The sequence below is a fragment of the Bradyrhizobium sp. MV1.5 genome, from assembly GCF_055807615.1.
This window is the reverse complement of record NZ_JBVVPL010000042.1, coordinates 1-22,322: the sequence shown is the minus strand read 5'-3', so window position 1 is coordinate 22,322 and position 22,322 is coordinate 1. Positions and strand designations below refer to the sequence as shown.

Annotated in this window: 22 protein-coding genes; 11 read left to right on the top strand and 11 right to left on the bottom strand. The window is 64.5% G+C overall.

The window, feature by feature from the left end; all coding sequences use genetic code 11:
- The first annotated feature begins 113 nt into the window (after nucleotides 1-113).
- The 7 genes from paaC to AC0L2J_RS28685 all read left to right on the top strand — a co-directional run bounded on the left by paaC (nucleotide 114) and on the right by AC0L2J_RS28685 (nucleotide 6,608).
- On the top strand, nucleotides 114-890 hold the full coding sequence (gene paaC / locus AC0L2J_RS28715; RefSeq protein WP_473395250.1) for a 1,2-phenylacetyl-CoA epoxidase subunit PaaC: 777 nt from the start codon (nucleotides 114-116) through the stop codon (nucleotides 888-890).
- Nucleotides 884-1,387, top strand: coding sequence for a 1,2-phenylacetyl-CoA epoxidase subunit PaaD (paaD, locus tag AC0L2J_RS28710; protein WP_473395249.1), 504 nt, complete (start codon nucleotides 884-886; stop codon nucleotides 1,385-1,387). Before paaC ends, paaD begins: the two co-directional genes overlap by 7 nt.
- Before the next feature lie 2 nt (nucleotides 1,388-1,389).
- Nucleotides 1,390-2,472, top strand: coding sequence for a 1,2-phenylacetyl-CoA epoxidase subunit PaaE (gene paaE / locus AC0L2J_RS28705; RefSeq protein ID WP_473395248.1), 1,083 nt, complete (start codon nucleotides 1,390-1,392; stop codon nucleotides 2,470-2,472).
- 55 nt (nucleotides 2,473-2,527) lie between these two features.
- Nucleotides 2,528-2,977: a hydroxyphenylacetyl-CoA thioesterase PaaI gene (gene paaI / locus AC0L2J_RS28700; RefSeq protein WP_007607918.1), complete on the top strand. Its 450-nt coding sequence runs from the start codon at nucleotides 2,528-2,530 to the stop codon at nucleotides 2,975-2,977.
- A gap of 28 nt (nucleotides 2,978-3,005) precedes the next feature.
- The gene (gene paaK / locus AC0L2J_RS28695) at nucleotides 3,006-4,337 is read left to right on the top strand and encodes a phenylacetate--CoA ligase PaaK (RefSeq protein ID WP_007607919.1); all 1,332 of its coding nucleotides are present in this window, start codon (nucleotides 3,006-3,008) and stop codon (nucleotides 4,335-4,337) included.
- Nucleotides 4,338-4,518: 181 nt separating this feature from the next.
- Nucleotides 4,519-5,523 carry a quinone oxidoreductase family protein gene (locus tag AC0L2J_RS28690; protein ID WP_473395247.1) on the top strand — a complete coding sequence of 335 codons (1,005 nt, stop codon included), beginning with the start codon at nucleotides 4,519-4,521 and terminating at the stop codon, nucleotides 5,521-5,523.
- Between the two features lie 2 nt (nucleotides 5,524-5,525).
- Complete coding sequence (locus AC0L2J_RS28685; RefSeq protein WP_473395246.1) at nucleotides 5,526-6,608, top strand: YeeE/YedE family protein; 1,083 nt, start codon at nucleotides 5,526-5,528, stop codon at nucleotides 6,606-6,608.
- Between the two features lies 1 nt (nucleotide 6,609).
- Here the strand turns inward: AC0L2J_RS28685 and AC0L2J_RS28680 are convergent, their stop codons facing one another.
- The 5 genes from AC0L2J_RS28680 to AC0L2J_RS28660 are packed head-to-tail and all read right to left on the bottom strand — an operon-like array spanning nucleotide 6,610 to nucleotide 11,371.
- On the bottom strand, nucleotides 6,610-7,833 hold the full coding sequence (locus tag AC0L2J_RS28680; RefSeq protein WP_007607922.1) for a bifunctional alpha/beta hydrolase/OsmC family protein: 1,224 nt from the start codon (nucleotides 7,831-7,833) through the stop codon (nucleotides 6,610-6,612).
- 26 nt (nucleotides 7,834-7,859) lie between these two features.
- Nucleotides 7,860-8,522, bottom strand: a complete 663-nt coding sequence (locus tag AC0L2J_RS28675) for a sulfite oxidase-like oxidoreductase (protein ID WP_007607923.1) — start codon at nucleotides 8,520-8,522, stop codon at nucleotides 7,860-7,862.
- Nucleotides 8,523-8,525: 3 nt separating this feature from the next.
- Complete coding sequence (locus tag AC0L2J_RS28670) at nucleotides 8,526-9,848, bottom strand: MFS transporter (protein ID WP_007607924.1); 1,323 nt, start codon at nucleotides 9,846-9,848, stop codon at nucleotides 8,526-8,528.
- A gap of 33 nt (nucleotides 9,849-9,881) precedes the next feature.
- Complete coding sequence (locus AC0L2J_RS28665) at nucleotides 9,882-11,105, bottom strand: cytochrome P450 (RefSeq protein WP_063993178.1); 1,224 nt, start codon at nucleotides 11,103-11,105, stop codon at nucleotides 9,882-9,884.
- A gap of 56 nt (nucleotides 11,106-11,161) precedes the next feature.
- Nucleotides 11,162-11,371: a ferredoxin gene (locus AC0L2J_RS28660; RefSeq protein ID WP_007607931.1), complete on the bottom strand. Its 210-nt coding sequence runs from the start codon at nucleotides 11,369-11,371 to the stop codon at nucleotides 11,162-11,164.
- A 134-nt stretch (nucleotides 11,372-11,505) separates the two neighbouring features.
- Here AC0L2J_RS28660 and AC0L2J_RS28655 point away from each other — a divergent pair, with 134 nt between their 5' ends.
- Nucleotides 11,506-12,153, top strand: coding sequence for a TetR/AcrR family transcriptional regulator (locus AC0L2J_RS28655; RefSeq protein ID WP_007607932.1), 648 nt, complete (start codon nucleotides 11,506-11,508; stop codon nucleotides 12,151-12,153).
- Here AC0L2J_RS28655 and AC0L2J_RS28650 read toward each other — a convergent pair.
- The 4 genes from AC0L2J_RS28650 to AC0L2J_RS28635 form a co-directional block, all read right to left on the bottom strand.
- Nucleotides 12,150-12,800 (bottom strand): aspartate/glutamate racemase family protein, encoded by a 651-nt coding sequence (locus AC0L2J_RS28650; RefSeq protein WP_007607933.1) that lies wholly within the window; start codon nucleotides 12,798-12,800, stop codon nucleotides 12,150-12,152. The genes AC0L2J_RS28655 and AC0L2J_RS28650 overlap by 4 nt on opposite strands.
- Nucleotides 12,801-12,863: 63 nt before the next feature.
- Entirely contained in the window at nucleotides 12,864-13,877 is a 1,014-nt protein-coding gene (locus AC0L2J_RS28645; RefSeq protein ID WP_007607934.1) for an amino acid ABC transporter substrate-binding protein, read from the bottom strand.
- Between the two features lie 12 nt (nucleotides 13,878-13,889).
- Nucleotides 13,890-15,239, bottom strand: a complete 1,350-nt coding sequence (locus AC0L2J_RS28640) for an aspartate aminotransferase family protein (RefSeq protein ID WP_007607935.1) — start codon at nucleotides 15,237-15,239, stop codon at nucleotides 13,890-13,892.
- Between the two features lie 3 nt (nucleotides 15,240-15,242).
- Nucleotides 15,243-16,115, bottom strand: a complete 873-nt coding sequence (locus tag AC0L2J_RS28635; protein ID WP_007607937.1) for a MurR/RpiR family transcriptional regulator — start codon at nucleotides 16,113-16,115, stop codon at nucleotides 15,243-15,245.
- An 86-nt stretch (nucleotides 16,116-16,201) separates the two neighbouring features.
- Here AC0L2J_RS28635 and AC0L2J_RS28630 point away from each other — a divergent pair, with 86 nt between their 5' ends.
- Nucleotides 16,202-17,389 (top strand): amino acid ABC transporter permease, encoded by a 1,188-nt coding sequence (locus tag AC0L2J_RS28630; RefSeq protein ID WP_473395245.1) that lies wholly within the window; start codon nucleotides 16,202-16,204, stop codon nucleotides 17,387-17,389.
- A 2-nt stretch (nucleotides 17,390-17,391) separates the two neighbouring features.
- The gene (locus tag AC0L2J_RS28625; RefSeq protein ID WP_473247564.1) at nucleotides 17,392-18,498 is read left to right on the top strand and encodes an amino acid ABC transporter permease; all 1,107 of its coding nucleotides are present in this window, start codon (nucleotides 17,392-17,394) and stop codon (nucleotides 18,496-18,498) included.
- A 175-nt stretch (nucleotides 18,499-18,673) separates the two neighbouring features.
- Here the strand turns inward: AC0L2J_RS28625 and AC0L2J_RS28620 are convergent, their stop codons facing one another.
- Both AC0L2J_RS28620 and AC0L2J_RS28615 read right to left on the bottom strand, forming a co-directional pair.
- The gene (locus tag AC0L2J_RS28620) at nucleotides 18,674-20,092 is read right to left on the bottom strand and encodes an amidase (protein WP_473395244.1); all 1,419 of its coding nucleotides are present in this window, start codon (nucleotides 20,090-20,092) and stop codon (nucleotides 18,674-18,676) included.
- A gap of 126 nt (nucleotides 20,093-20,218) precedes the next feature.
- Nucleotides 20,219-20,995 (bottom strand): SDR family oxidoreductase, encoded by a 777-nt coding sequence (locus tag AC0L2J_RS28615; protein WP_473395243.1) that lies wholly within the window; start codon nucleotides 20,993-20,995, stop codon nucleotides 20,219-20,221.
- Between the two features lie 157 nt (nucleotides 20,996-21,152).
- Here AC0L2J_RS28615 and AC0L2J_RS28610 point away from each other — a divergent pair, with 157 nt between their 5' ends.
- Entirely contained in the window at nucleotides 21,153-22,226 is a 1,074-nt protein-coding gene (locus AC0L2J_RS28610; protein WP_473395242.1) for a tartrate dehydrogenase, read from the top strand.
- Nucleotides 22,227-22,322: the final 96 nt, after the last annotated feature.

The following is a 22,322-nucleotide window of genomic DNA, read 5'->3' as shown; positions in this document are numbered from 1 at the left end:
TGTGGAGCCGCGAAGCGGCGTCTCGAACCATGAGGGCCCGTGACCCGCGGCCATCGTTCGAGACGGCGCTTCGCGCCTCCTCAGGATGAGGTCGGAACAAGTGGATAGGACAGATGCCCGTCGCGAACATCCAGATCTCTGAAACGCCGCTGGTGCTCTATGCATTGCGCCGCGCCGACGACGCGCTGATCCTCGGCCACCGGCTGTCGGAATGGTGCGGGCACGCACCGATGCTGGAAGAGGACATGGCGCTCTCCAACATCGCGCTCGACCTCATCGGCCAGGCCCGCGAGCTCTACACCTACGCAGCCAAAGCCGAAGGCAAGGACAACGACGAAGACAAGCTCGCCTACCTGCGCGATGTCAGGCAATATCGCAATCTGCTGCTCCTCGAGCAGCCGAACGGCGACTTTGCCCAGACGCTGGTGCGGCAATTCTTCTACTCCGCCTTCGCCGATCTCTACTGGCGTGCGATGATGGCTTCGCGCGACGCGGCGCTTGCGGCCATTGCCGCCAAGTCGGAGAAGGAGAGTGCCTATCATTTGCGGCATTCCTCGGAGTGGATCATCCGGCTCGGCGACGGCACCGACGAGAGCCATGCCCGCGCGCAGGCTGCCATCGATCATCTCTGGGCGTTCACCGGCGAGATGTTTACCGTCGACGACGGCGAGCGCGCCTTGATCCATGCCGGTATCGCAGTAGACCCAGGGACCTTGCGGGGTCGCTGGCTGACGACACTCTCGGATGTGATCGGCGAAGCAATGCTCAAGCTGCCGCAGAACGACTGGATGCAGCAGGGCGGCCGCGTGGGCCGGCACAGCGAGCATCTCGGCCATCTTCTCTCAGAGCTGCAGTCGATACAGCGCACCTTCCCGGGGCAGACATGGTGACGGTGCTGGAGCCCCATAGCGAATTGCGCCAACGGGCCTGGGAGGCCGCGGCGAGCGTGGTCGATCCCGAAATTCCGGTTTTGACCATCGCCGATCTCGGCGTCCTCCGCGATGTCGTCCTCGACGGCGATCAGGTCGAGGTCGCGATCACCCCGACCTATTCGGGCTGCCCGGCCATGAACATGATCGCGCTGGAAATCGAGGTCGCGCTGGAGCGCGCCGGTTTCCACAGTCCAAAGGTTCGCACCGTGCTGTCCCCGGCCTGGACCACCGACTGGATGAGCGAAGAGGGCCGCCGAAAGCTTCGCGCCTACGGCATCGCGCCGCCGCAGGCTTCGAATTCACGCCGCGCGCTGTTTGGCGAGCAAGCCGTTGTGTGCCCGCAATGCGGCTCGTCGAATACCGAGCTGCTGTCCGAATTCGGCTCCACTTCCTGCAAGGCGCTGTGGCGCTGTAGGGCCTGCCGCGAACCCTTCGATTATTTCAAGTGTCATTGACCATGTCAGCAGTCGCACCACGCTTCCATCGCCTGGCCGTCAACGACCTCCGCCGCGAGGCGTCGGACGCCGTATCGCTGACATTCGCCATCCCTACTGAGCTTGCGACCGACTACGCCTTCACGCCCGGCCAATACCTCACGCTCCGCACCATGCTGGATGGCGAGGAAGTGCGCCGCTCCTACTCGATCTGCTCCGGCCCCGACGACGGCGAGATCCGCATCGCCGTCAAGAAGGTTGATGGTGGCGCGTTTTCAAGCTGGGCAGCGGACGATCTGAAGTGCGGCGACGAGCTCGACGTGATGACGCCCACGGGACGCTTCGGCGTGATCCCGCCTGCCGGCGTCGGCCGCATCCATGTCGGCTTTGCCGCGGGCTCCGGCATCACGCCGATCCTGTCGATCGTCAAGGGCACGCTTGCGCGCCAACCGGACAGCCACTTCTTCCTGTTCTACGGCAATCGCGCGACCGACAACATCATGTTCCGCGAGGCGCTCGAAGAGCTCAAGGATCGCTTCATCGACCGCCTCTCGATCTTCCACGTCATCTCCGGCGAAGAACAGGACATTCCGATCCTGCACGGCCGGCTCGACGGCGACAAGGTGAGGGTGTTGCTGCGCTCGCTGGTACCGGCGGAAAGCGTCGATCACGTCTTCATCTGCGGTCCGTCCGGCATGAGCGAGGACATCGAGGCGACCTGCCGAGGGCTCGGCATCGCGGACGAGCGTATCCATGTCGAGCGATTCGTCTCGGAGTTCGGCGGCAAGCCGCGGCCGAAGAAGATCGTTGCGCCGGACGCGCCGCCGAAAGCGATCGCGTCGCTGATCATCGACGGCAAGCGCCGCGACGTGCCGGTGGCCGAGGACGAGGCGATCCTCGATGCCGCACTGCGCGCCGGCGTCGATCTGCCCTTCGCCTGCAAGGGCGGCATGTGCTCGACCTGCCGTGCAAAACTGGTGGAGGGTGAGGCGCCGATGGACATCAACTACTCGCTGGAACCATGGGAGCTGAAGGCCGGCTTTGTCCTGACCTGTCAGGCCAAGCCATCGTCGGAGCGGGTTGTGGTCGATTACGACCACGTTTGACAGTTTCAGCCGGGCAGCAGAACATCGTCTCCAAACAACCGGACGGGAGGAGCGCGTGAACGTCAAAGCCACCTTGTCGCCCGAGGATGTTGCCCGCGCCTGCGCCGATGCGATGTGGGCGGAGGACGACGCCTCCAAGGGACTCGGCATGGAGATCGTCGAGATCGGCCCGGGCTATGCGACGCTCGCTATGACTGTACGGCCGGACATGGTCAACGGCCAGCGCATCGCCCATGGCGGCTTCATCTTCACGCTTGCCGATTCCGCGTTCGCTTTCGCGTGCAACTCGCACAACGACCGCGTCGTGGCGGCGCAGGGACAGATCACCTTCATCAAGCCGGGCAAGCTCGGCGATCGCCTCGTCGCAAGAGCGCGCGAAGTTGCGCGCGGCGGCCGGTCCGGCATCTATGACGTGCGCGTCACTGCCGGCGATACAGTCATCGCCGAATTCCGCGGGCACTCGCGGGTCATTCCCGGCAATTGGCTGCCGGCGCACAATCAATAAAGAAAAGCAATGATACGGGGAAATGAGGATGGCTCTGTCGAGGCTCAAGGAAGGTGGTAACACCTATCGCGCCGAAATGGATGCGCATGAGCGCGCATCGCGCGACGAGATCATGGCACTGCAGGCGCAGCGGCTGGCCTGGTCGCTGAAGCACGCCTACGACAACGTCCCGCATTATCGCAAGGCCTTCGACGCGGCCGGCGTGCATCCGTCCGACTTTCGCGAGCTCTCCGATCTTGCGAAATTCCCGTTCACGGTGAAGACGGATCTGCGCGACAACTATCCCTTCAACATGTTTGCCGTGCCCCGTGAAAAGCTGGTGCGCGTGCATGCGTCCTCCGGCACGACGGGCAAGCCGATCGTGGTAGGCTATACGCAACGCGACATCGACACATGGTCGGACGTGATGGCGCGCTCGATCCGGGCCGCCGGCGGTCGCACCGGCATGATCATCCACAATGCCTATGGCTACGGTCTCTTCACCGGCGGGTTAGGGGTGCACTATGGCGCCGAAAAGCTCGGCTGCACCGTGGTGCCGATCTCCGGCGGCATGACCGAGCGGCAGGTGCAGCTCATCAACGATTTCCGGCCCGACATCATCACGGTGACGCCGAGCTACATGCTGGCGATCCTCGACGAGTTCAAGCGTCAGAAGCTCGATCCGCGTCAATGCTCGCTCAAGGTCGGCATTTTTGGCGCGGAGCCCTGGACCAATGCGATGCGCGGCGAGATCGAAGACGCCTTCGACATGGACGCGACCGACATCTACGGTCTTTCCGAGGTGATCGGGCCCGGCGTTGCGCAGGAATGTATCGAGACCAAGGACGGCCTGCATATCTGGGAGGATCACTTCTATCCTGAAGTGATCGACCCTGATACCGGTGTGGTGCTGCCCGACGGCGAGAAGGGCGAACTGGTGTTTACTTCGCTCACCAAGGAAGCCTTTCCGGTGATCCGCTATCGCACCCGAGACCTGACGCGACTGTTGCCGGGCACGGCGCGGCCGGGCATGCGGCGGATGGAGAAGGTCACGGGTCGTTCCGACGACATGATCATCCTGCGCGGCGTCAATCTGTTCCCGACCCAGATCGAGGAGGTTCTGCTCGCCACCGACTGGTGCGGCGGGCATTTCATTCTGGAACTCACCCGCGAAGGCCGCATGGACGAACTGACCATCATTGCCGAGGCGCGGCCCGAGAGCTGGGATGGCCGGGGTCTCCTCGACCATGCCGATCGGATCTCAACCCATGTCAAGAACACGATCGGCATCAGCTCCAACGTGCGGGTCGTTGCGCCGGCCACGCTGGAACGCTCGCTCGGCAAGGCCAAGCGTCTCTACGACAAGCGGCCGAAGGATTAGGTCTCACCCCTCATGGTGAGGAGGCGCGCAGCGCCGTCTCGAACCATGCCGGCCAGGATGCTGCAACGCGGGCCTTCATCCTTCGAGGCGGCGCTGGCGCGGCTCCTCAGAATGACGCGAGGCCGGTTGACTTGGCTCTCTCCAGAGGCGACAAGGCCCGCGAGAAATCACGGGTCCATCGATGTCACCAGCCGATCGCAAAGCCGTCGACGCGCGCTGCGTGCGCCTCAACGCCAAGGCAGAGAACGCCGCCGCGCTTGCACCTGCCATCGAGCGTCATACCCTCACGCGTGGTCCGAATGAACTCCTGATCGAGGTGAAGGCCGCTGCCGTCAATCCCTCCGACGCCAAGGCCGCGACCGGGCTGATGCCCTATGCCGTCTTCCCGCGCACGCCGGGTCGCGATTACGCCGGCGTGGTGATCGACGGGCCGGCCGGTACGATCGGCCGTGAGGTGTTCGGCTCCTCCGGCGATCTCGGCATCCGCCGCGACGGCACTCACGCCAGCCATCTCGTCGTTGAATCCGACGCGGTGGTGGAGAAGCCGAAAACCGTATCCTGGGAGGAGGCCGCCGGCATCGGTGTGCCCTTTGTCACCGCCATGGAGGGTTTTCGCCGCGCCGGCATTCCAAAGCTTGGGGAAACGGTGCTGGTGTTCGGCGTCAATGGCAAGGTCGGTCAAGCTGCGGTGCAGATCGCGACCTGGCAGGGCGCGCGTGTCATCGGCGTGGTGCGCAAGGCGGAAGCTTATGAGGGCCACACCAACGCATCCATCGAGGTGATCGACGCTTCCGCGACCGACGTCGCCACACGCGTGCGCGAGTTGACGGATGGTAGAGGCGCCGACATCGTCTTTAACACGGTCGGCGATCCCTATTTCCAGGCGGCGCACAAGTCGCTCGCGCTTCGCGGCCGCCAGATCCTGATCGCCGCGATCGATCGCATCGTGCAGTTCAACATCCTCGAATTCTATCGCGGGCAACATACCTATGTCGGCATCGACACGCTCGGCCTGTCGTCGATCGCGACAGGCGCTGTGCTGCGTGACCTCGGCCCGGGCTTCGCGAGCGGGCACCTGAAACCGTTCCCCATCAAGGCGAACGCCGTCTATCCGCTCGAACGCGCGAAGGAGGCCTATGTCGCCGTTGCCGGCTCGTCCCGGGACCGCGTGATCCTGAAGCCTTGATCATGGAATCGTCCACCCAACTCGTCATCCTCGCGGGCCTCGTCATCGGCCTGGTTTATGGCGCCGTCGGCCTGCTCAGTGGCTTTTGCCTGATGAGCAGCATGCGCAGTTGGCTATCGAAGGGGGATGGACGGTTGGTACGAACCTATGCGCTGGCGATCGCGGTCGCGACCGCAGCGAGCCAACTCCTCGCCGGCAACGGCGTGGTCGATCTCGGTAAATCGATCTACCTGCAACAGTCCTTTTCGGTGCCGGTGCTGTTTCTGGGTGGACTTCTGTTCGGATACGGCATGGTGCTGTCGAACGGCTGCGGTTCGCGCGCGCTGGTGCTGCTCGGTCGCGGCAATCTGCGCTCCTTCGTCGTGGTGGTCGTGCTCGCCATCGCCGCGCAGATGACGCTCAAGGGCCTGATTGCGCCGGCGCGCATCGCGCTGGTCCAGGCCTCGCAAACCACGGTCAACATGAATTCGTTGCCGTCGCTGTTGGCCATGTTCGGTCCGGCTGAAGCGGTTTCGCGCGCGATGGCTGCTGCTGTCATCGTCGTCTTGCTGATCCTGTTTGCTTTCGCGCACCCAGCGTTCCGGCGTTCGCCCGGCCAGATTGCGGCCGGTGTCATCGTCGGTCTCCTCGTCGCCGGCGGCTGGTTCGTCACCGGCTATCTCGGCGCGGATGATTTCAACCCGGTCCCCGTGACGTCGCTCACCTTTATCGCGCCGATCGCGGACAGCCTGCAGTATGCCATGCTCTCGACCGGCTTGACGCCGAACTTCGGCATCGCGACGGTTGCCGGCGTCTTCGCCGGCAGTCTGGTCACCGCGCTTGCGACCGGCCGTTTCCATCTCGAAGGCTATTCCTCGCCAAGCCACATGCTGCGATCGGCCGGTGGCGCCGCGCTGATGGGCATCGGCGGCGTGATGGCCTTCGGCTGTTCGATCGGGCAGGGGCTAACCGGCGTGTCGACGCTCGCGCTGGGCTCGTTCGTCGCCGTCGCCGGCATCCTGCTCGGCACGACGGCGGGCTTGCGCGGGATGCTGCGCGTAGTCCCGTTCAAGCCGGTAACCGACACAACGTCAAGCACCGCCTAGATCATTCCACGGCCTTGGTCACGATGCGGATTTCCGACGTCAGCGTCCGGTGCACCGGGCATTTGTCGGCGATCTCCATCAGTTTCTTGCGCTGCTCGGCATCGAGCGCGCCGTCCATCGCGATGTCGCGCTCGATCTGGTCGAGCATGCCGTCGCGCGTCTCGCACTCCGCGCAGTCTTTTGCATAGATCTTGGAATGCTTCAGCGAGACGGTGACACGATCGAGCGGCAGCGACTTGCGGTCGGCATAGAGGCGCATGGTCATGGAGGTACAGGCCCCGAGGCCAGCGAGCAGGAGATCGTAGGGACCAGGGCCGGCATCCTCGCCGCCGGCGGCGACCGGCTCGTCCGCGATGAGCTGATGCGGACCGACGGAGATGGTCTGGTTGAACTTGCTCTTGCGGGTCTCCTGCACCACGACCCGGCGCGGCGCCTCGGGGAGATCCATCGCCTGCGCAGGTTTCGCCGTGTCGATGTACCGGCTCGCCCAGGCCGCGATCACGTCGGCTGCGTAGAGTGCGTCGGCCGGCTTGGTCAGGAGATGATCGGCATGATCGAGCGAGACGAAGCTCTTGGGATGCCGGGCGGAAACGAAGAGCTTCGTCGCATTGTCGATGCCGACGGTATCGTCGACCGGAGAATGCATCACCAACAGCGCCTTGTGCAGGCCAGTGACGTCCTTCATCAGCTCGTGCTCGGCGATATCGTCGAGGAATTCGCGCTTGATCCGGAACGGGCGTCCCGCAAGCGAGACTTCGAGCTCACCTTGCGTGCGAATGTCGCCGAGATGCTCTTTGAACAGGCCGGTGACGTGGGCGGGATCGGATGGTGCCGCAATGGTCACAACCGCCTTGGCTTCCGGGATTTGTCCTGCTGCCGCAAGGATCGCGGCGCCGCCGAGGCTGTGACCGATCAGGATCGACGGCGCCTTGCGGACGCTACGCAGGTGATCGGCGGCGCGCACGAGATCGGCGACGTTGGAGGAAAACGTCGAATTGGCGAAATCCCCTTCACTGGAACCGAGCCCGGTGAAGTCGAAGCGAAGCACCGCGATGCCCTTGGCGGCGAGCGCGACCGAGATGCGTTTGGCGGCCAGCGTGTCCTTGCCGCAGGTGAAGCAATGCGCGAACAGCGCGAAGGCCGCGGGCTCGCCGTCGGGTAGCTCCAGCGCGGCCGAAAGTTGATGGCCGCCTTCGCCGGTAAATTGAAAGCGCTCTGTCGGCATGAGCTTCCCCCGTCCTTGCCTTGAACCTAATCGCCCGAATAGCGCTGCTCTGCCCAGGGGTCGCCGCGATTATGGTAGCCGCGGACTTCCCAGAAGCCCGGCGCGTCCTCGGTCAGGAACTCGATGGCCTGGAGCCATTTGGCGCTCTTCCAGAAATACAGATGCGGCACCACCAGCCGCACCGGGCCGCCATGCTCGTCCGACAATGGCTCACCGGACCAGCTATGGGCGAGCAACGCGTCCTCGGCGGCAAAGTCGTCCAATGTGAGATTGGTGGTGTAGCCGTCGTGGGAATGCAGCACGACGAAGCGCGCGTCCTCGCGCGGCTGGCAGGCCGCGAGCAGCTCGCGCGTAGCGAGCCCCTCCCACTCATTGTCGTAGCGCGACCAGGTGGTGACGCAGTGGATGTCGGAGGTGAACTGCGCCTGCTTCTGGGCGGCGAACTCGGCAAAGGTCCAGAACACGGGGTTCTCGATCGCGCCGTAGACGTCGAGCCGCCAGCGCTCGCGCGATACCGGCGGCACGACCCCGAGATCGAGTACCGGCCAGTCCTTTGTCAGATGCTGGCCCGGCGGCAGGCGCTGATCCTCCGAGCGAGTGATCTTGCCGGTCAAAAACCGGCCTTCGCGCGCCCATTTTTCCTTGGTGCGCGTCAGCTTGCTGTCGGGCGGTTCGTTGTCTTCGGCCATCGGCTACTCGTGGCGATGCATCGCGGAGGCGTGCTTGGTGTCGCGCATGGTAGAATAGATCACCAGCGACAGGAAGATGATGCTGGCAAGATAGTAGTAGAACCACGCCTCATGCCCGATGCTCTTGAAATAGAGCGCGATCGCCGGCGCCGTGCCGCCGAACATCGAGACGGTGATCGCATAAGGCAGGCCGACGCCGAGGGCGCGGACATTGGTCGGGAACAGCTCGGCCTTCACTACCGCGTTGATCGAGGTGTATCCGGCAACGAACAGCCAGGCCGCGCAGATCAGGATGAACGCAATGAAGGGCGACTTGGTCTCCTTCAGCGTCATCAGGAGCGGCACGGTGGCGAGCGTGCCAGCGACGCCGAAGAAGATCAGCAGCGGCTTGCGGCCGATCTTGTCGGAGATGGCGCCATAGATCGGCTGCAGGATGGTCGCGAAGATCAGCGTGCCGAAGATCACGAACGTGGTCTGGTCCTCGGTCAACCCCACCGAAAGCTTGACGAAGGTCTGCATATAGGTGGTGAAAGTGTAGAACGCCGCGGTGCCGCCCGCGGTCAAGCCGACCACCAGGAGCAACTCGCGGGGATAGCGCAGCAAATTGGTGAGCGAGCCGGTCGGCTTTACCACCTTCCTGGCTTCTTCGAAGGCCTCGGTCTCGTGCAAGCCGCGCCGCATCACCGCGGCAAAGATCGCGAGCGCCGCACCGATCGCAAACGGGATGCGCCAGCCCCAGGCTCTCAGTTCCTCCGGCGTGAGGAAGATCTTTTGCAGAGCCAACAGTACGATGATCGCGGTGAGCTGGCCGCCGATCAGGGTGACGTATTGGAAGCTCGAATAGAAGCCGCGATGCTTGGGGTCGGCGACCTCGCTGAGATAGGTGGCGCTGGCGCCGTATTCGCCGCCGAGACTCAAGCCTTCGATGACGCGGGCGAGCGCCAGGATCACCGGTGCGGCGAAGCCGATCGTGGCGTAGGTCGGCGTCAACGCGATGATCAGCGAGCCGAAGCACATGAAGACGACCGACAGCGTCAGCGAGATGCGCCGCCCGTAATGATCGGCGATATAGCCGAATAGCCAGCCGCCCAGGGGCCGCATCAGGAAGGTCGCTGCGAATACGACGGCGACATTCAATTGCTGGACGACGGGGTCGTTGCCGGGAAAGAAGGCGGGAGCGAAATAGAGCGCAAACGCGGTGTAGGCGTAGAAGTCGTACCACTCGACCAAATTGCCGATCGAGCCGATGAAGATCGCCTTGATCCGGCGCTTGGCGTCGGCAACGTCAATGTGGTCGGAGGCCGGTCGCGTTAGTTGCTCAGTCACGTCCGGCCTCTCCGTATCGCTGTTTGGAGAGGTCTACATCGCCTTTCCAAGCAAAAATGGCAACTGGCGGGGACCTCTGACGGTTCCCTGTGACCAGGTCACCGTGCCTGCCGGATCGAGGGCGAAGTCCGGAATTCGCTTCAGCCATTCCTCCAGTGCAACCTGCATTTCCATGCGCGCAAGGTTCGAGCCGACGCAGCGGTGGATGCCGAGGCCGAAGGCGGCGTGCCGGTTCTCGCGGCGGTCAATCACGACCTTGTCAGCATCCGGAAACATTTTCGGGTCACGGTTGGCGGCCGGGAAGGACAGCAGCACCATGTTGCCCGCCTTGACCGGGCAGCCGGAAATCGTGGTCTCCTTGACCACTTCGCGCGCCATCGTCACCGGCGAATAGGCGCGCAGCAGCTCCTCCACCGCGGTCGGGATCAACCCGGGCTCGGCGACCAGGCGCTCGCGGTCGGCGGGCGTCCGGGCGAGGTGCCAGAGCGAGGAGCCGATCGCGCTCCAGGTGGTGTCGATGCCGGCAATCAGGAGCAGGCGCAGCGAGCCCAGCACGTGTGAATCCTCGAGCGGGTTGCCGTCCTTGTCCCTGGCATTCATCAGGTAGGAAATAAGATCGTCGGTCGGCTTGGTCTTGCGCGCCTCGATATGGCCGCTGAAATAGACGGTCATCTCCTGCACCGCCTGGAGCAGCGTGTTTTCGTCCTTGATGCCAAGTTCCAGGATCATGTGGATCCAGCGGATGAAGAGATCGCTGTCTGTCTCGGGGATGCCGAGCATGTGTGCGATCGCGCGAACCGGAATGTGCTTGGTGTAGCGCTCTGCCGCGTCCAGTCGGTCTTCAGTGATGAAGCCGTCGATCAACTCGTTACAGATCGCGCGCACCCGCGGCTCCAGCTTCTTCATCGCGTCCGGCGTGAACGGCGGCAGCAGCAATTGCTTGGCTGGCTTGTGCACCGGCGGATCGGACGTGATCGGCGGGGCGGAGTTTCTGCTGGTGATCTCCGGCCGAACGTCGCGGACGATGATGCGGCGTGAGGAGAAATGCTCGCTGTCGTTGGCGATCTCGCGCACCGCTTCATAGGTCGTCGGCAGGTAGCAGCCGAGGAAGCGCTCGGTGTGCACGACCGGGCTTGCGGCGCGCAGCTCGTCCCAGATCGGGAAGGGATCTTCGGTCCATTGCGGATCGGTGTGGTCGAAATCATGGACCCAGTCGGTCACGGGCGGATGGGCGGCGGGCTGGCTGATGTCGGACATCTGGAAATCCCTTGGGGCTCGTGGTCGCGGAAGGCACGCGGGCGGCAGCGGCTGCGCTACTCCTCGATCACGTCGATTGCGATTTCCGGACAATTGGATTTGGCAAGCCAGGCCTTGTCTTCGAGGCCGGGCGGGACGGTGCCGTCGCCGGCTTCGTGGGCGTTGCCGTATTCGTCGAGCTCGAACAGCTCCGGCGCCAGCGCCTTGCAGCGCGCGTGCCCCTGGCATTTGTCCGGATCGACGTGAACCCTCAGTCGCTCTGTCATGGCGGCTTCCTCGGTCGTGTGCGCCCCGGTCGAAGCCGGCACGCGCTCCCATTTGAGTTCTTGTTCAAGTTATAGGCTATTACATTCGCGGCAGGCTTCCCCTGTCAAGCGCAAACTTATAGGCTCTGCGCAAGATGCGTTCACAACTTGCCCGCAAGCCCGAGAATACCTACCACCATGGCGATCTCCGCGACGCCTTGATCAAGGCCGCGCTGCGCGAAGCCGAGCAGGGCGGGACGGAGGCGATCAGCATCAAGGCGCTTGCAAAGCAGCTGGGCGTCTCGCAGCCGGCGCCCTACCGGCATTTTGCCGATCGCGAGGCGCTGCTAACGGCGGTGACGGCGGAGGCGTTCCGGCAACTCAGCGGGATCTTGCGGGCGGCGATGGCAAAGCCGTCGAAGCGCTCGAAACTGTCGCTGCTGGCCCAGGCGACGCTGGATTTCGGCTTACGGCGCAATGGCATCTACCGCTTGATGTTCGCCTCGCGCACGGTGTCGTGTGCGGCGAAAGGCAGCGAGCTGCACGAAGCGACGCGCGAAACCTTTGCGCTCGTGGTCGAAGCGCTGGAAGCTCCGGCAGTTGATTACTTGCGCGAGCGGCAGGCGCTCAAGATCTGGGCGGCGGTGCACGGCGTGGTGATGTTGGCTGAGCAGGGACTGTTCACCGGCGAGGCGGCCCATGCCACGCGCGAGGACCTTGTCGAGGATTTTGTCAGCGAAACCAAGGTCGCGCTTGCGGCGGCGATCAAGGGCGCGCGACGCCGGAAAAAGGCCGGCGCTTAAGCCTTCGCCGCCAACAGCTTCATCAGCTTCTCGACGGCGCTGTCAGGCGTCGTCACCACAGCGCGGCCGGTGGCTTCTGCCACGAGGGGCGCAGTTGCCGCGATGCTGAACTGCGCGAGCGCGACGACGTCGCAATCGCGCAAATCGCGTGCGGCTTCCACGATCAGCCGGTCATGCGTAGCGCGGTCGCCGCGGTCGAGCGCGGCCAGCGCGCCTTCGGCAAGCTTCGGTACGATCTGGACGGAGGAAGGAAACTCCGGCGGCATCGAGGCCAGCGTCGGCGGGAAGGTCGAGAGCAGGCCGATGCGCTGGCCCATCGTCACCGCCCGTTCGATCATGGCTTCGTTCGGCTTGAGCACCGGCATCGGCGCATGCGCGCGCGCGACCGCCTCGATGCAGGGACCGAAGGCCGAGCAGGTGAACAGGATCGCATCCGCGCCTGTTGCCGCGGCGTAACGACCGAGCGCAAGAAAGCGTTCGGTCATGGCATCGTTGAGCTTGCCGTCACGCGCCAGATCCGACGACAGGCTGTCATCGAGCAGGTTCATCAGCCGCGCTTCCGGCCACGCCTTCGCGAACGCAGCTTCGATCGGAGCGATGGAATGCTTGAGGGCGTGGATCAGGGCGATGCGAGGAGACGTCGGCATTGAACGTTACCTGATGGGAGGTCGCGTGCCCCGGACGCCGCGCGTCCGGGACACGCGAAGCGTTTACTTGAACGGCACCGCGTACATCAAGCCGCCCTTGCTCCAGAGGCCGTTGAGGCCGCGCTCGAGCTTGAGCGGGCTCGCCTTGCCGACATTCCGCTCGTAGATCTCGCCGTAATTGCCGGTGGCCTTGATGGCCGTGACCAGCCATTTGTTGTCGAGCCCGAGCCGCGAGCCGAGATCGCCGGAAGCACCGAGCAGGCGCTGGATCGCGGGCGTCGGCGACTTCGCCATCTCGTCGACATTGCCCTGTGTGACGCCAAGCTCTTCGGCCTCGATCAAGCCGTAATGCAGCCAGGTGATGATGTCGCTCCAGACCTCGTCGCCATTGCGGGTGAAGGGGCCGAGCGGCTCCTTGCTGATGGTCTGCGGCAGCACGACGTAGTCGGCCGCGTTCGGCGCCGCGGTCGTCACGGCGCCTGCGAGCGCGGAAGCGTCCTGGGTCATGGCATCGCAACGCCCGCCGAAGAAGGTCTGGTACATGGTGTCGACGCGGTCGAACACCAGTGGCTTCCAGTCGATGCCGTTGGCGCGGCCGTAGTCACCGAGCGTGACCTCATGCGTAGTGCCCTGCGCGACGCAGACGGTGGCGCCCTTGAGATCCTTGATCTCCTTCACGCCGAGGTCCTTCTTCACGACAAAGCCCTGACCGTCGTAGAAGTTGATTGGGCCTTGCCGCAGGCCCAGCGTGACGCCGCGCAGATAGGTCTGCGTCGAGTTGCGGTAGAGCACGTCGATCTCGCCGGACTGGAGCGCGGTGAAGCGGTTCTGCGCGGTCAGCGAGACGTAGCGCACCTTGCTGGCATCGCCGAGCACGCCGGCGGCGAGCGCGCGGCAATAATCGACGTCGAGACCCTTGTAGTTGCCTTGCGAATCCGGCGCGGAGAAGCCGGCAAAACCGGCGCTGACGCCGCATATCAGCGTGCCGCGGCTTTTCACCGTGTCGAGCGTTGCCGCCGACGCGACCACCGTCGATGCCGCGAGCACGCCGGCTATGATAACCACTCTTCTCATCATGCTATTCTCCCCTCAGTGATTGACACGACGCAATACGCTGTCGACGGCCGTGCCGAGCTTGTCGACGATCAGATCGATCTCCTCCGCGGAGGTGATATAGGGCGGCGCCAGCAGCACGTGGTCGCCACGGACGCCGTCCGCGGTGCCGCCGCCGGGATAGCAGCCGAGGCCGTTGGCGAAGGCCTCCGCCTTGATCTTCTGGTTCAGCTTCAGCGCGGGATCGAACGAGGTCCGGCTGGCGCGATCGGCGACGAGCTCGATGGCCCAGAACAGCCCGCGGCCCCTGATATCGCCGACATGGCGGTGATTGCCGAATCGCTCGGTGAGCCGCTGCTCGAGCTGCTTGCCGCGCTCCTTGACTCGGTCGAGCAGGCTGTCCTCGCGGATCACGTCCTGCACCGCGAGGGCGGCAGCGCAAGCGAGGGGATGAGCGAGATAAGTGTGGCCGTGCAGGAAGGCGCCCGAGCCTGAGCGGATTGTGTCGATGATCCTGCCGCTCGCGAGCATCGCGCCGATCGGCTGGTAGCCGCCGCCGAGGCCCTTGGCGATCGCCTGGATGTCGGGCGCGATGCCTTCCTGCTCCCAGGCATGCGTGGTGCCGGTGCGGCCCATGCCGCACATGACCTCGTCGAGGATGAGCAGCGCGCCGTGTCGGTCGCAGATCTCGCGCACCGCCTTGAAGTAACCGTCCGGCGCCGTCACGGCACCTGCGGTGGCGCCGACGACGGGCTCGGCGAGGAACGCGGCGACCGTATTGGGACCGAGGCGCTGAAACTCGGCTTCGAGCTCCGCCACAAGCCGGGCGACGAATTGCGCATCGGATTCGCCCTCGTGCTTCTCGTGATAGGCGAAGGCCGGGGTCACATGGCTGAAGGCGTCGGAGAGCAGCGGCGCATAGGGCGCACGCCGCCAGGCATTGCCGCCGGCGGCCAGCGCGCCGAGCGTGTTGCCGTGATAGCTCTGCCGCCGGGCGATGAAATGCTGCCGCTGCGGCTCGCCGCGTTCGATGAAATACTGCCGCGCGAGCTTGATGCTGGCCTCGATCGCCTCCGACCCGCCGCTGACGAAATAGGCGTAGGCGAGGCCGCCGGGCTCATGGCCGACCAGCGTCTCGGCAAGGGCCTCCGCCGGCTCGGACGAGAAGAAGGCTGTGTGGGCGTACGCCAGCGTCGAGGCCTGCTTCGTCATCGCCGCGATGACGCGTGGATGCTGGTGGCCGAGGCAAGAGACTGCCGCGCCGCCGGAGGCGTCGATCACGCGGCGTCCATCCTCGGCAAAGAGATAGACGCCTTCGCCGCCGATCGCCTTGGGCGGCGTTTCGCGCAGCGAGCGATGCAGCACGCGGCTGGTGCGAGCGGCCATGGGTCAACCTTTCTCTGAAACGTAAGTTGAGGCCGCGGCCAGCCGCGCCTCGGTATTCTCCAGGCGCTTCTTCGCCGCCGTGCCGCCGAGCGAAAACGTCACGGCGGCGAGCGATTGCGCGATGGCAATGGCGCCGGTGAGGCTCGGGAAAAAGCCGGGAGAGGAGGCCGCTTCGAACAGCAGCACGTGGTCGGCGCCTTCAGCCATCGGCGCCGAAGGGCTATCGGCGATCGCGATCAAGGCCGCGCCGGAGCGATAGGCGGCCTGCGCAACCCGGACGCTCGCATGGGTGTAGGGCATGAAGCCGACGACGATGACGGCCTCGCCGGGCCGGAACGCGCCCATGTCGAGATCATCGGGGCCGGACGCGCCGACGAGTTGCACCTGTTCGGGACGAAACAGCCGGAGCTCGTAGTTCAACAGTTCCGCGACGCTGCGGCAGCTTCGGTAGCCGGTGATCCAGATCCGCTTTGCGTCGTGCAGCGCGCGCGCCGCCTCCGTAATCGGCTGGGCCGGGATGCGCGGAAGGCCGGCGGCCTCGGCCTCCAGCTTTTCGGTGACGAGCGCGACATCGGCGTTCGGGCCGTGGCGTCGGCTCCGGGCGCGGCCGGAGAACGGCGCAATCTGCGAAGGCCGCCGTGCCTCCGTCAACGCCGCACGCAACTCATCCCAGCCCGAATAGCCGATCGCCTTGGCAAGCCGCGTGAACGCGGCGGGATCGGCACCGGCAACCGCTGCGAGATCGCGCATCGAACGCGTCGTGGCGTCGTAATCATTGGCCGCGACGAAACGCCCGACCTCCTGCAACCGCATCGGAAGCGATGGCAATGCAATGCGCAGTTCGCTCAGCGGCGAGGATTTCGCGGGCTCGGCCATGAAACATTTGTTGCACGAAGTAGAGTTTGGTGCAACACTTGACGTACGCCGCCGGAAATCGTTGTCTCGAGAAGGATTTTTGTGCTGTGACGTCAGACGCTCCGAGACCGCCGCCGCGCCGCCGCTTCTTCGGCGCTTTCGGACAACGCGAGCTGAAAGGCCTGTTCTGGCAGGCCCTGGTGGTCGGGATCGCGGTCGCGGTCATCGCCTTTCTCTGGTCCAACACGGTCACCAATCTCTCCGCGCGCCGCATCACGACCGGTTTTGCCTTCCTCAGCCGCGAGGCCGGCATGCCTATCGCCGACAGCCTGCTCGCCTACAATCCACGAGACTCATATCTCTGGGCCTTCGTCGTCGGTATCGCCAACACGCTGCGCGTCGCCGTGATCGGAATCGTGCTTGCAACCATCCTGGGCACGGTAATCGGCATCTCGCGGCTGTCGGCCAACTGGCTGCTGTCGCGGGTCGCCGCGGTGTATGTCGAAACGCTCCGTGACATCCCGCTGCTGCTCCAGCTCCTGTTCTGGTACGTGCTGATGCAAGCGCTGCCGGCCGCGCGCGCGGCGTTCCGGCCGATCGAGGGCGTGTTCCTGTCCAATCGCGGTTTGATCCTGCCGGCAATTCCGATCGGGAGGCCGCAGCTCTGGGTACTCGGCACGGCAGTGCTCGGGCTTGGCCTGTTCTATGTCATCCGGCGGCGGCTCATCGCGCAGCAAATGCGCGACGGCAAGCCGCGGCCGGCCTGGCCTTTTGTGCTCGGGTTGCTCGTTGTGCTGCCTGCGGCGGTGTCCGTGCTGCTCGGCGTGTCCTGGACGATCGAATGGCCTGAGTTGCGCGGCTTCAACTTCGTCGGCGGGCTGACGCTCGCGCCGGAATATTTCGCGTTGCTGATCGCGCTCGTCACCTACACCTCGGCCTTCATCGCCGAGATCGTGCGCAGCGGCATCCAGTCGGTGCCGCGCGGCCAATGGGATGCCGCCAATGCGCTCGGATTGCGCCGCAGCTTCATGCTGCGGCAGATCATCCTGCCACAGGCGCTACGCGTCATCGTGCCGCCGATGACGAGCCAGTACCTCAACCTGACCAAGAACTCCTCGCTCGCGGTGGCGATCGGCTATCAGGACGTGGTCTCGATCGCCAACACGACGCTGAACCAGACTGGGCAGGCGATCGAGGCCATTGCCTTGATCATGGCGGTGTTTCTCACCATCAGCCTCGGCATCAGCTTCTTCATGAACTGGTACAATTCGCGCATCGCGCTGGTGGAGCGCTGACCATGACGGCGATCGCCGATATTCCGGAAGCACCGCGCGCCGCCCGGCGCCCGCAGATCGGCAACCCGGTGCTGCGCTGGCTGCGCACCAATTTGTTCTCGTCGATCCCGAACGGCATCGTCTCGGTCATCTTGCTGGCGGTGCTCGCAAAGGCCATCTTCAGCTTCGCGCAGTGGGGCATCGCCAATGCGGTCTGGCTCACCCCCGCGAACGATTCCAGCGCCTGCCGCGCGGTACGCGGCGTCGGCGCATGCTGGGCGATCATCCCCGAGAAATACCGCTTCATCCTGTTTGGCACCTATCCGTTCGACGAGCAGTGGCGGCCGGCGCTGGCGGTACTGCTGTTCATTACCCTGTTCTATCTCTCCGGCCGCCGCGCCTTATGGCGGCGCGAGTTGGCCTATCTCTGGATCGGAGCGCTCGCGCTGATCAGCGTGCTGATGTGGGGCGGCATACTCGGCTTGTCGTTCGTCTCGCAGGACCGTTGGGGCGGCTTGCCGGTGACGCTGATCCTGGCGACCTTCGGTCTGGCCTTCGGCTTCCCGCTCGGCATCCTCGTCGCACTAGGCCGGCGCTCAAAACTGCCGGCGATCCGCTCGCTCAGTGTGCTCTATGTCGAGCTGATCCGCGGCGTGCCGCTGGTCAGTCTGCTGTTCATGGCGAGCGTGATGTTTCCGCTGTTCATGCCGAACGGATTCAACATCGACAAGCTCCTGCGCGCGCAGGTCGCGATCATCCTGTTCGCGGGTGCCTATCTTGCCGAAGTCATTCGCGGCGGCCTTCAGGCCGTGCCCCGCGGACAATACGAGGCCGCCGACGCGCTCGGCCTGTCCTACTGGCGCAAGAACCGGCTGATCGTCCTGCCGCAGGCGATCCGCCACGTCATCCCGCCGCTGGTCAACACCTTCATCGCCTTCTTCAAGGATACCAGCCTCGTTCTGATCATCGGTATCTTCGACCTGCTGACCACGGCCAAGACCGCGATCATCGATCCGGCGTGGCAGCAATTCTCCGTCGAAGTCTACATCTTCGTCGCCGGGATCTATTTTGTCTTCTGCTTCGCGATGTCGCGGTATAGCCGGAGCCTGGAGGCGACGAGCGGAAGGTGAGGATTCTTCACCTCGTCCCGTTTGCGGGGAGAGGTCGATCGCGAAGCGATCGGGTGAGGGGGAATCTCCGCGAGTTGAACTGTCACCGTCTTCGCGGAAGCAGCCCCTCACCCCAACCCTCTCCCCGCAAGAGCGGGGCGAGGGAGTCTACCGAGCCCGCTGCATCTTCCTCGTTCTACTTCTTCACCCGCGGATCAATCGGCGTCGTGCCGCGCACGCCCAGAATATCCTCCAGCACCTTCGCGCCGGCGATCACCTGCGCATCCGCGCGCGGAGCCCCGACGATTTGCAGCCCGACCGGCAGGCCCGACGCGGTGAAGCCGCACGGCAGCGACAGCGCGGGACAGCAGGCGAGCGTGATGGCATAGACGATGCCGAGCCACTCGACGTAATTGTCGAACCTCTTGCCGGCGCATTCGGCGACATAGCGGTGCTCGATTGGGAAGGGCGGCACGATCGTGGTCGGTACCAGCAGCAGATCGTAGCTCTTGAAGAACTCGACCGCACGCGCGGTCATGCCGACGCGCTGCGCCTCGGCGCGTTCGAGCTGCTCGATCGTGAGCTTGAGGCCTTCCTCGATGTTCCAGATCACTTCGGGCTTGAGCAGGTCGCGCTTGGTGCGCAGCAGCTGCGCCTTGCTGATCGCGAAGTCGAACGCGCGCAGTACGTGGAAGCACTCATGCGCCTCGCGCCAGTCCGGATGCGCGTCCTCGACGACGGTCCCGGCTTCGGCGAAGCGTTCGGCCGCCTTCCGCGTGATCGCTTCGACTTCGGGATCCACCGGTGTGATGCCGAGATCCGCCGAATAGGCGATGCGCTTCGGCTTCTTGCCCGATTGTGCCGCTGACAGGAATGAGGTCGCAGGCGCGGGAAGCGACAATGGATCGGCCGCATAGTCGCCACTCATGGCATCGAGCAGCAGCGCGAGATCCTCGACGTTGCGTGCCATCGGACCGACGACGCCGAGGTTACGATCGATGGCTGATTTTGGAGTATGCGCGACCCGGCCAATGCTGGGCCGCATGCCCACGACGCCGCAGAAAGCTGCCGGACTGCGCAGACTGCCTCCCATGTCGGAGCCTTGCGCGAGCCAGGCCATGCCGGTGGCGAGCGCAACGGCCGCGCCGCCTGACGAGCCGGCTGCCGACTTGGACGTATCCCAGGGATTGAGGGTCGCGCCGAACACCTCGTTGAAGGTGTTGGCGCCCGCACCGAATTCCGGCGTGTTCGACTTGGCATAGACGACCGCGCCGTTGGCCTCGAGGTTTTCGACCAGGATGTCGGACGTCGCCGGGATGTTGTCCTTGAAAATCGGCGAACCCTGGGTGTTCAGCACGCCAGCAACATCGGTCAGGTCCTTGATTGGCACCGGCAGGCCCGCGAGCAATCCACGCGCCCCGGCCGGCTTCCGCATCAGCGCCTTTGCGCTCTCCCGCGCGCGATCGAAGCACAGCGTCGGCAGCGCGTTGACCTTGCCATCGACTTCACCGATGCGCTTCTCCAGTACATCCAGGAGCTCCAGTGGCGAGACGTCGCCGGACCGCAGCTTGTCGACGACGGTGCACGCGGTTTCGCGGATCAGGTCTTGAGACAACTATTTTACTCCTAACTCTGGACTGTCATTCCGGGGCGACCGAAGGGCGAACCCGGAATCTCGAGGTTCCGGGTTCGATGCTTCGCATCGCCCCGGAATGACCGCGTCTAAATCATCTCGGGGCAATCAACCCCATCCCGCGCTGATTCCGCCATCCACCGTGTAGATCACGCCCGACGTATACCCCGCGCGATCCGACGCCAGGAACGCCATGAGGTCGCCGATCTCGCGCGCATGCGCAGGCCTGCCGAGCGGAAGGCTCTTCTGAAATTCCTTGTAGCGGCTCTCGTCGCCGAACTGGTGCTTTGCCCGCGTCTTCAGCAGGGTGACGTGACGGTCGGTGCCGACAGGGCCGGGATTGATGCCGACCACGCGAATGTTGTCGGCGAGGCTCTTGCCCCCGAGCGCGCGGGTAAAGGCCATCAGCGCGGCATTGCCGGCGCTGCCGCAAATGTAGTTGGCGTCGAATTTCTCGCCGGCCGCGCCGATGTCGTTGACGATCACGCCGCCGCCCTTCGCCTTCATCTGCGCATAGACCATGCGCGCGAGGTTGATGTAGCCGAACACTTTCAATTCCCAGGCGTGGCGCCAGGTCGCTTCGTCGATCTTGTCGATGGAGCCGCCGGGAATGTCGCCGGCATTGTTGACGAGGACGTCGATGTCGGCAGCTTCCTTGGCGAGCCGCGTCAAATCCTCGCTCTTGCGCAAATCCACGATGCTCGTGGCGGCATCGATCTGGTGCGCCGAGCGCAAGCGCTCGGCCAGAGCCTTAAGCTGATCGCCGTTGCGGGCGGCGAGGAGGAGATGGCAGCCTTCCTCGGCAAAGGCCTCGGCGGCGGCTGCGCCGATGCCCTTGGACGCGCCCGTGATCAGGACGCGCTTGCCACGCAGATGCAGATCCATGGGAGTTACTCGCAGGAGAGGAACGGGAATAAAATCAGTAGGCGGTCGGCCGCGCCATGGTCAACATTGCAGTGCAGCGTTGCACTGCCGCCGCGTTTGGTCCATTGCAGTGCGGTCATAAAGGCGGCGGCTGCCGGAGCAATCAAGGACGTTCTCGATGAGCAAGAAACAATACCGGATCGCGGTCATTCCTGGCGACGGCATCGGCAAGGAAGTGATGCCCGAAGGTCTGCGCGTTCTGGAGACCGCGGCGAAGAAGCACGGGGTGTCCCTTCACTTCGATCATTTCGACTTCTCGTCCTGGGACTATTACGAGAAGCACGGCCAGATGATGCCGGACGATTGGAAGGATAAGATCGGCAAGCACGATGCCATCTATTTCGGCGCGGTCGGCTGGCCGGCCAAGATTCCGGATCACGTCTCGCTTTGGGGTTCGTTGATCAAGTTCCGCCGCGAGTTCGATCAATATGTGAATTTGCGCCCCGTGCGGCTGATGCCGGGCGTGCCGTCGCCGCTGGCAAACCGCAAGCCCGGCGACATCGATTTCTGGGTGGTGCGCGAGAACACCGAAGGTGAATATTCCTCCGTCGGCGGTCGCATGTTCCCGGACACCGACCGTGAGTTCGTAACGCAGCAGACCGTGATGACCCGCATCGGCGTCGATCGCATCCTGAAGTTCGCGTTCGAGCTCGCGCAGTCGCGGCCGAAGAAGCACCTGACCTCGGCGACCAAGTCGAACGGCATCTCCATCACCATGCCCTATTGGGACGAGCGCGTGGAGGCGATGGCAACAAAGTTTCCGGGCGTGAAGTGGGACAAGTATCACATCGACATCCTGACCGCGAACTTCGTGCTGCACCCGGATTGGTTCGACGTCGTGGTCGGCTCCAATTTGTTTGGTGACATCCTGTCCGACCTCGGCCCGGCCTGCACCGGCACCATCGGCATCGCGCCGTCGGGCAACATCAATCCCGAGGGCAATTTCCCGTCGGTGTTCGAGCCGGTTCACGGCTCGGCGCCGGATATCGCGGGGCAGGGCATCGCCAATCCGATCGGCGCAATCTGGTCCGGCGCGATGATGCTCGAGCATCTCGGCGAAAAGGAAGCCGGCAAGTCGATCGTCGATGCAATCGAGCGCACGCTGGCCGAGCGCACGCTGCGCACCAGGGATCTCGGCGGCAATGCCGACACCACGGCTTGCGGCAAGGCAGTCGCGGACATGGTGGATTAAGGCAGGCCACCAACCACGCGTCGTCCCGGCGAAGGCCCTAGGGCATGCACATATCTGGTGCGGCGGATTGACTCAGATCGGCATCTGGGGATTCCA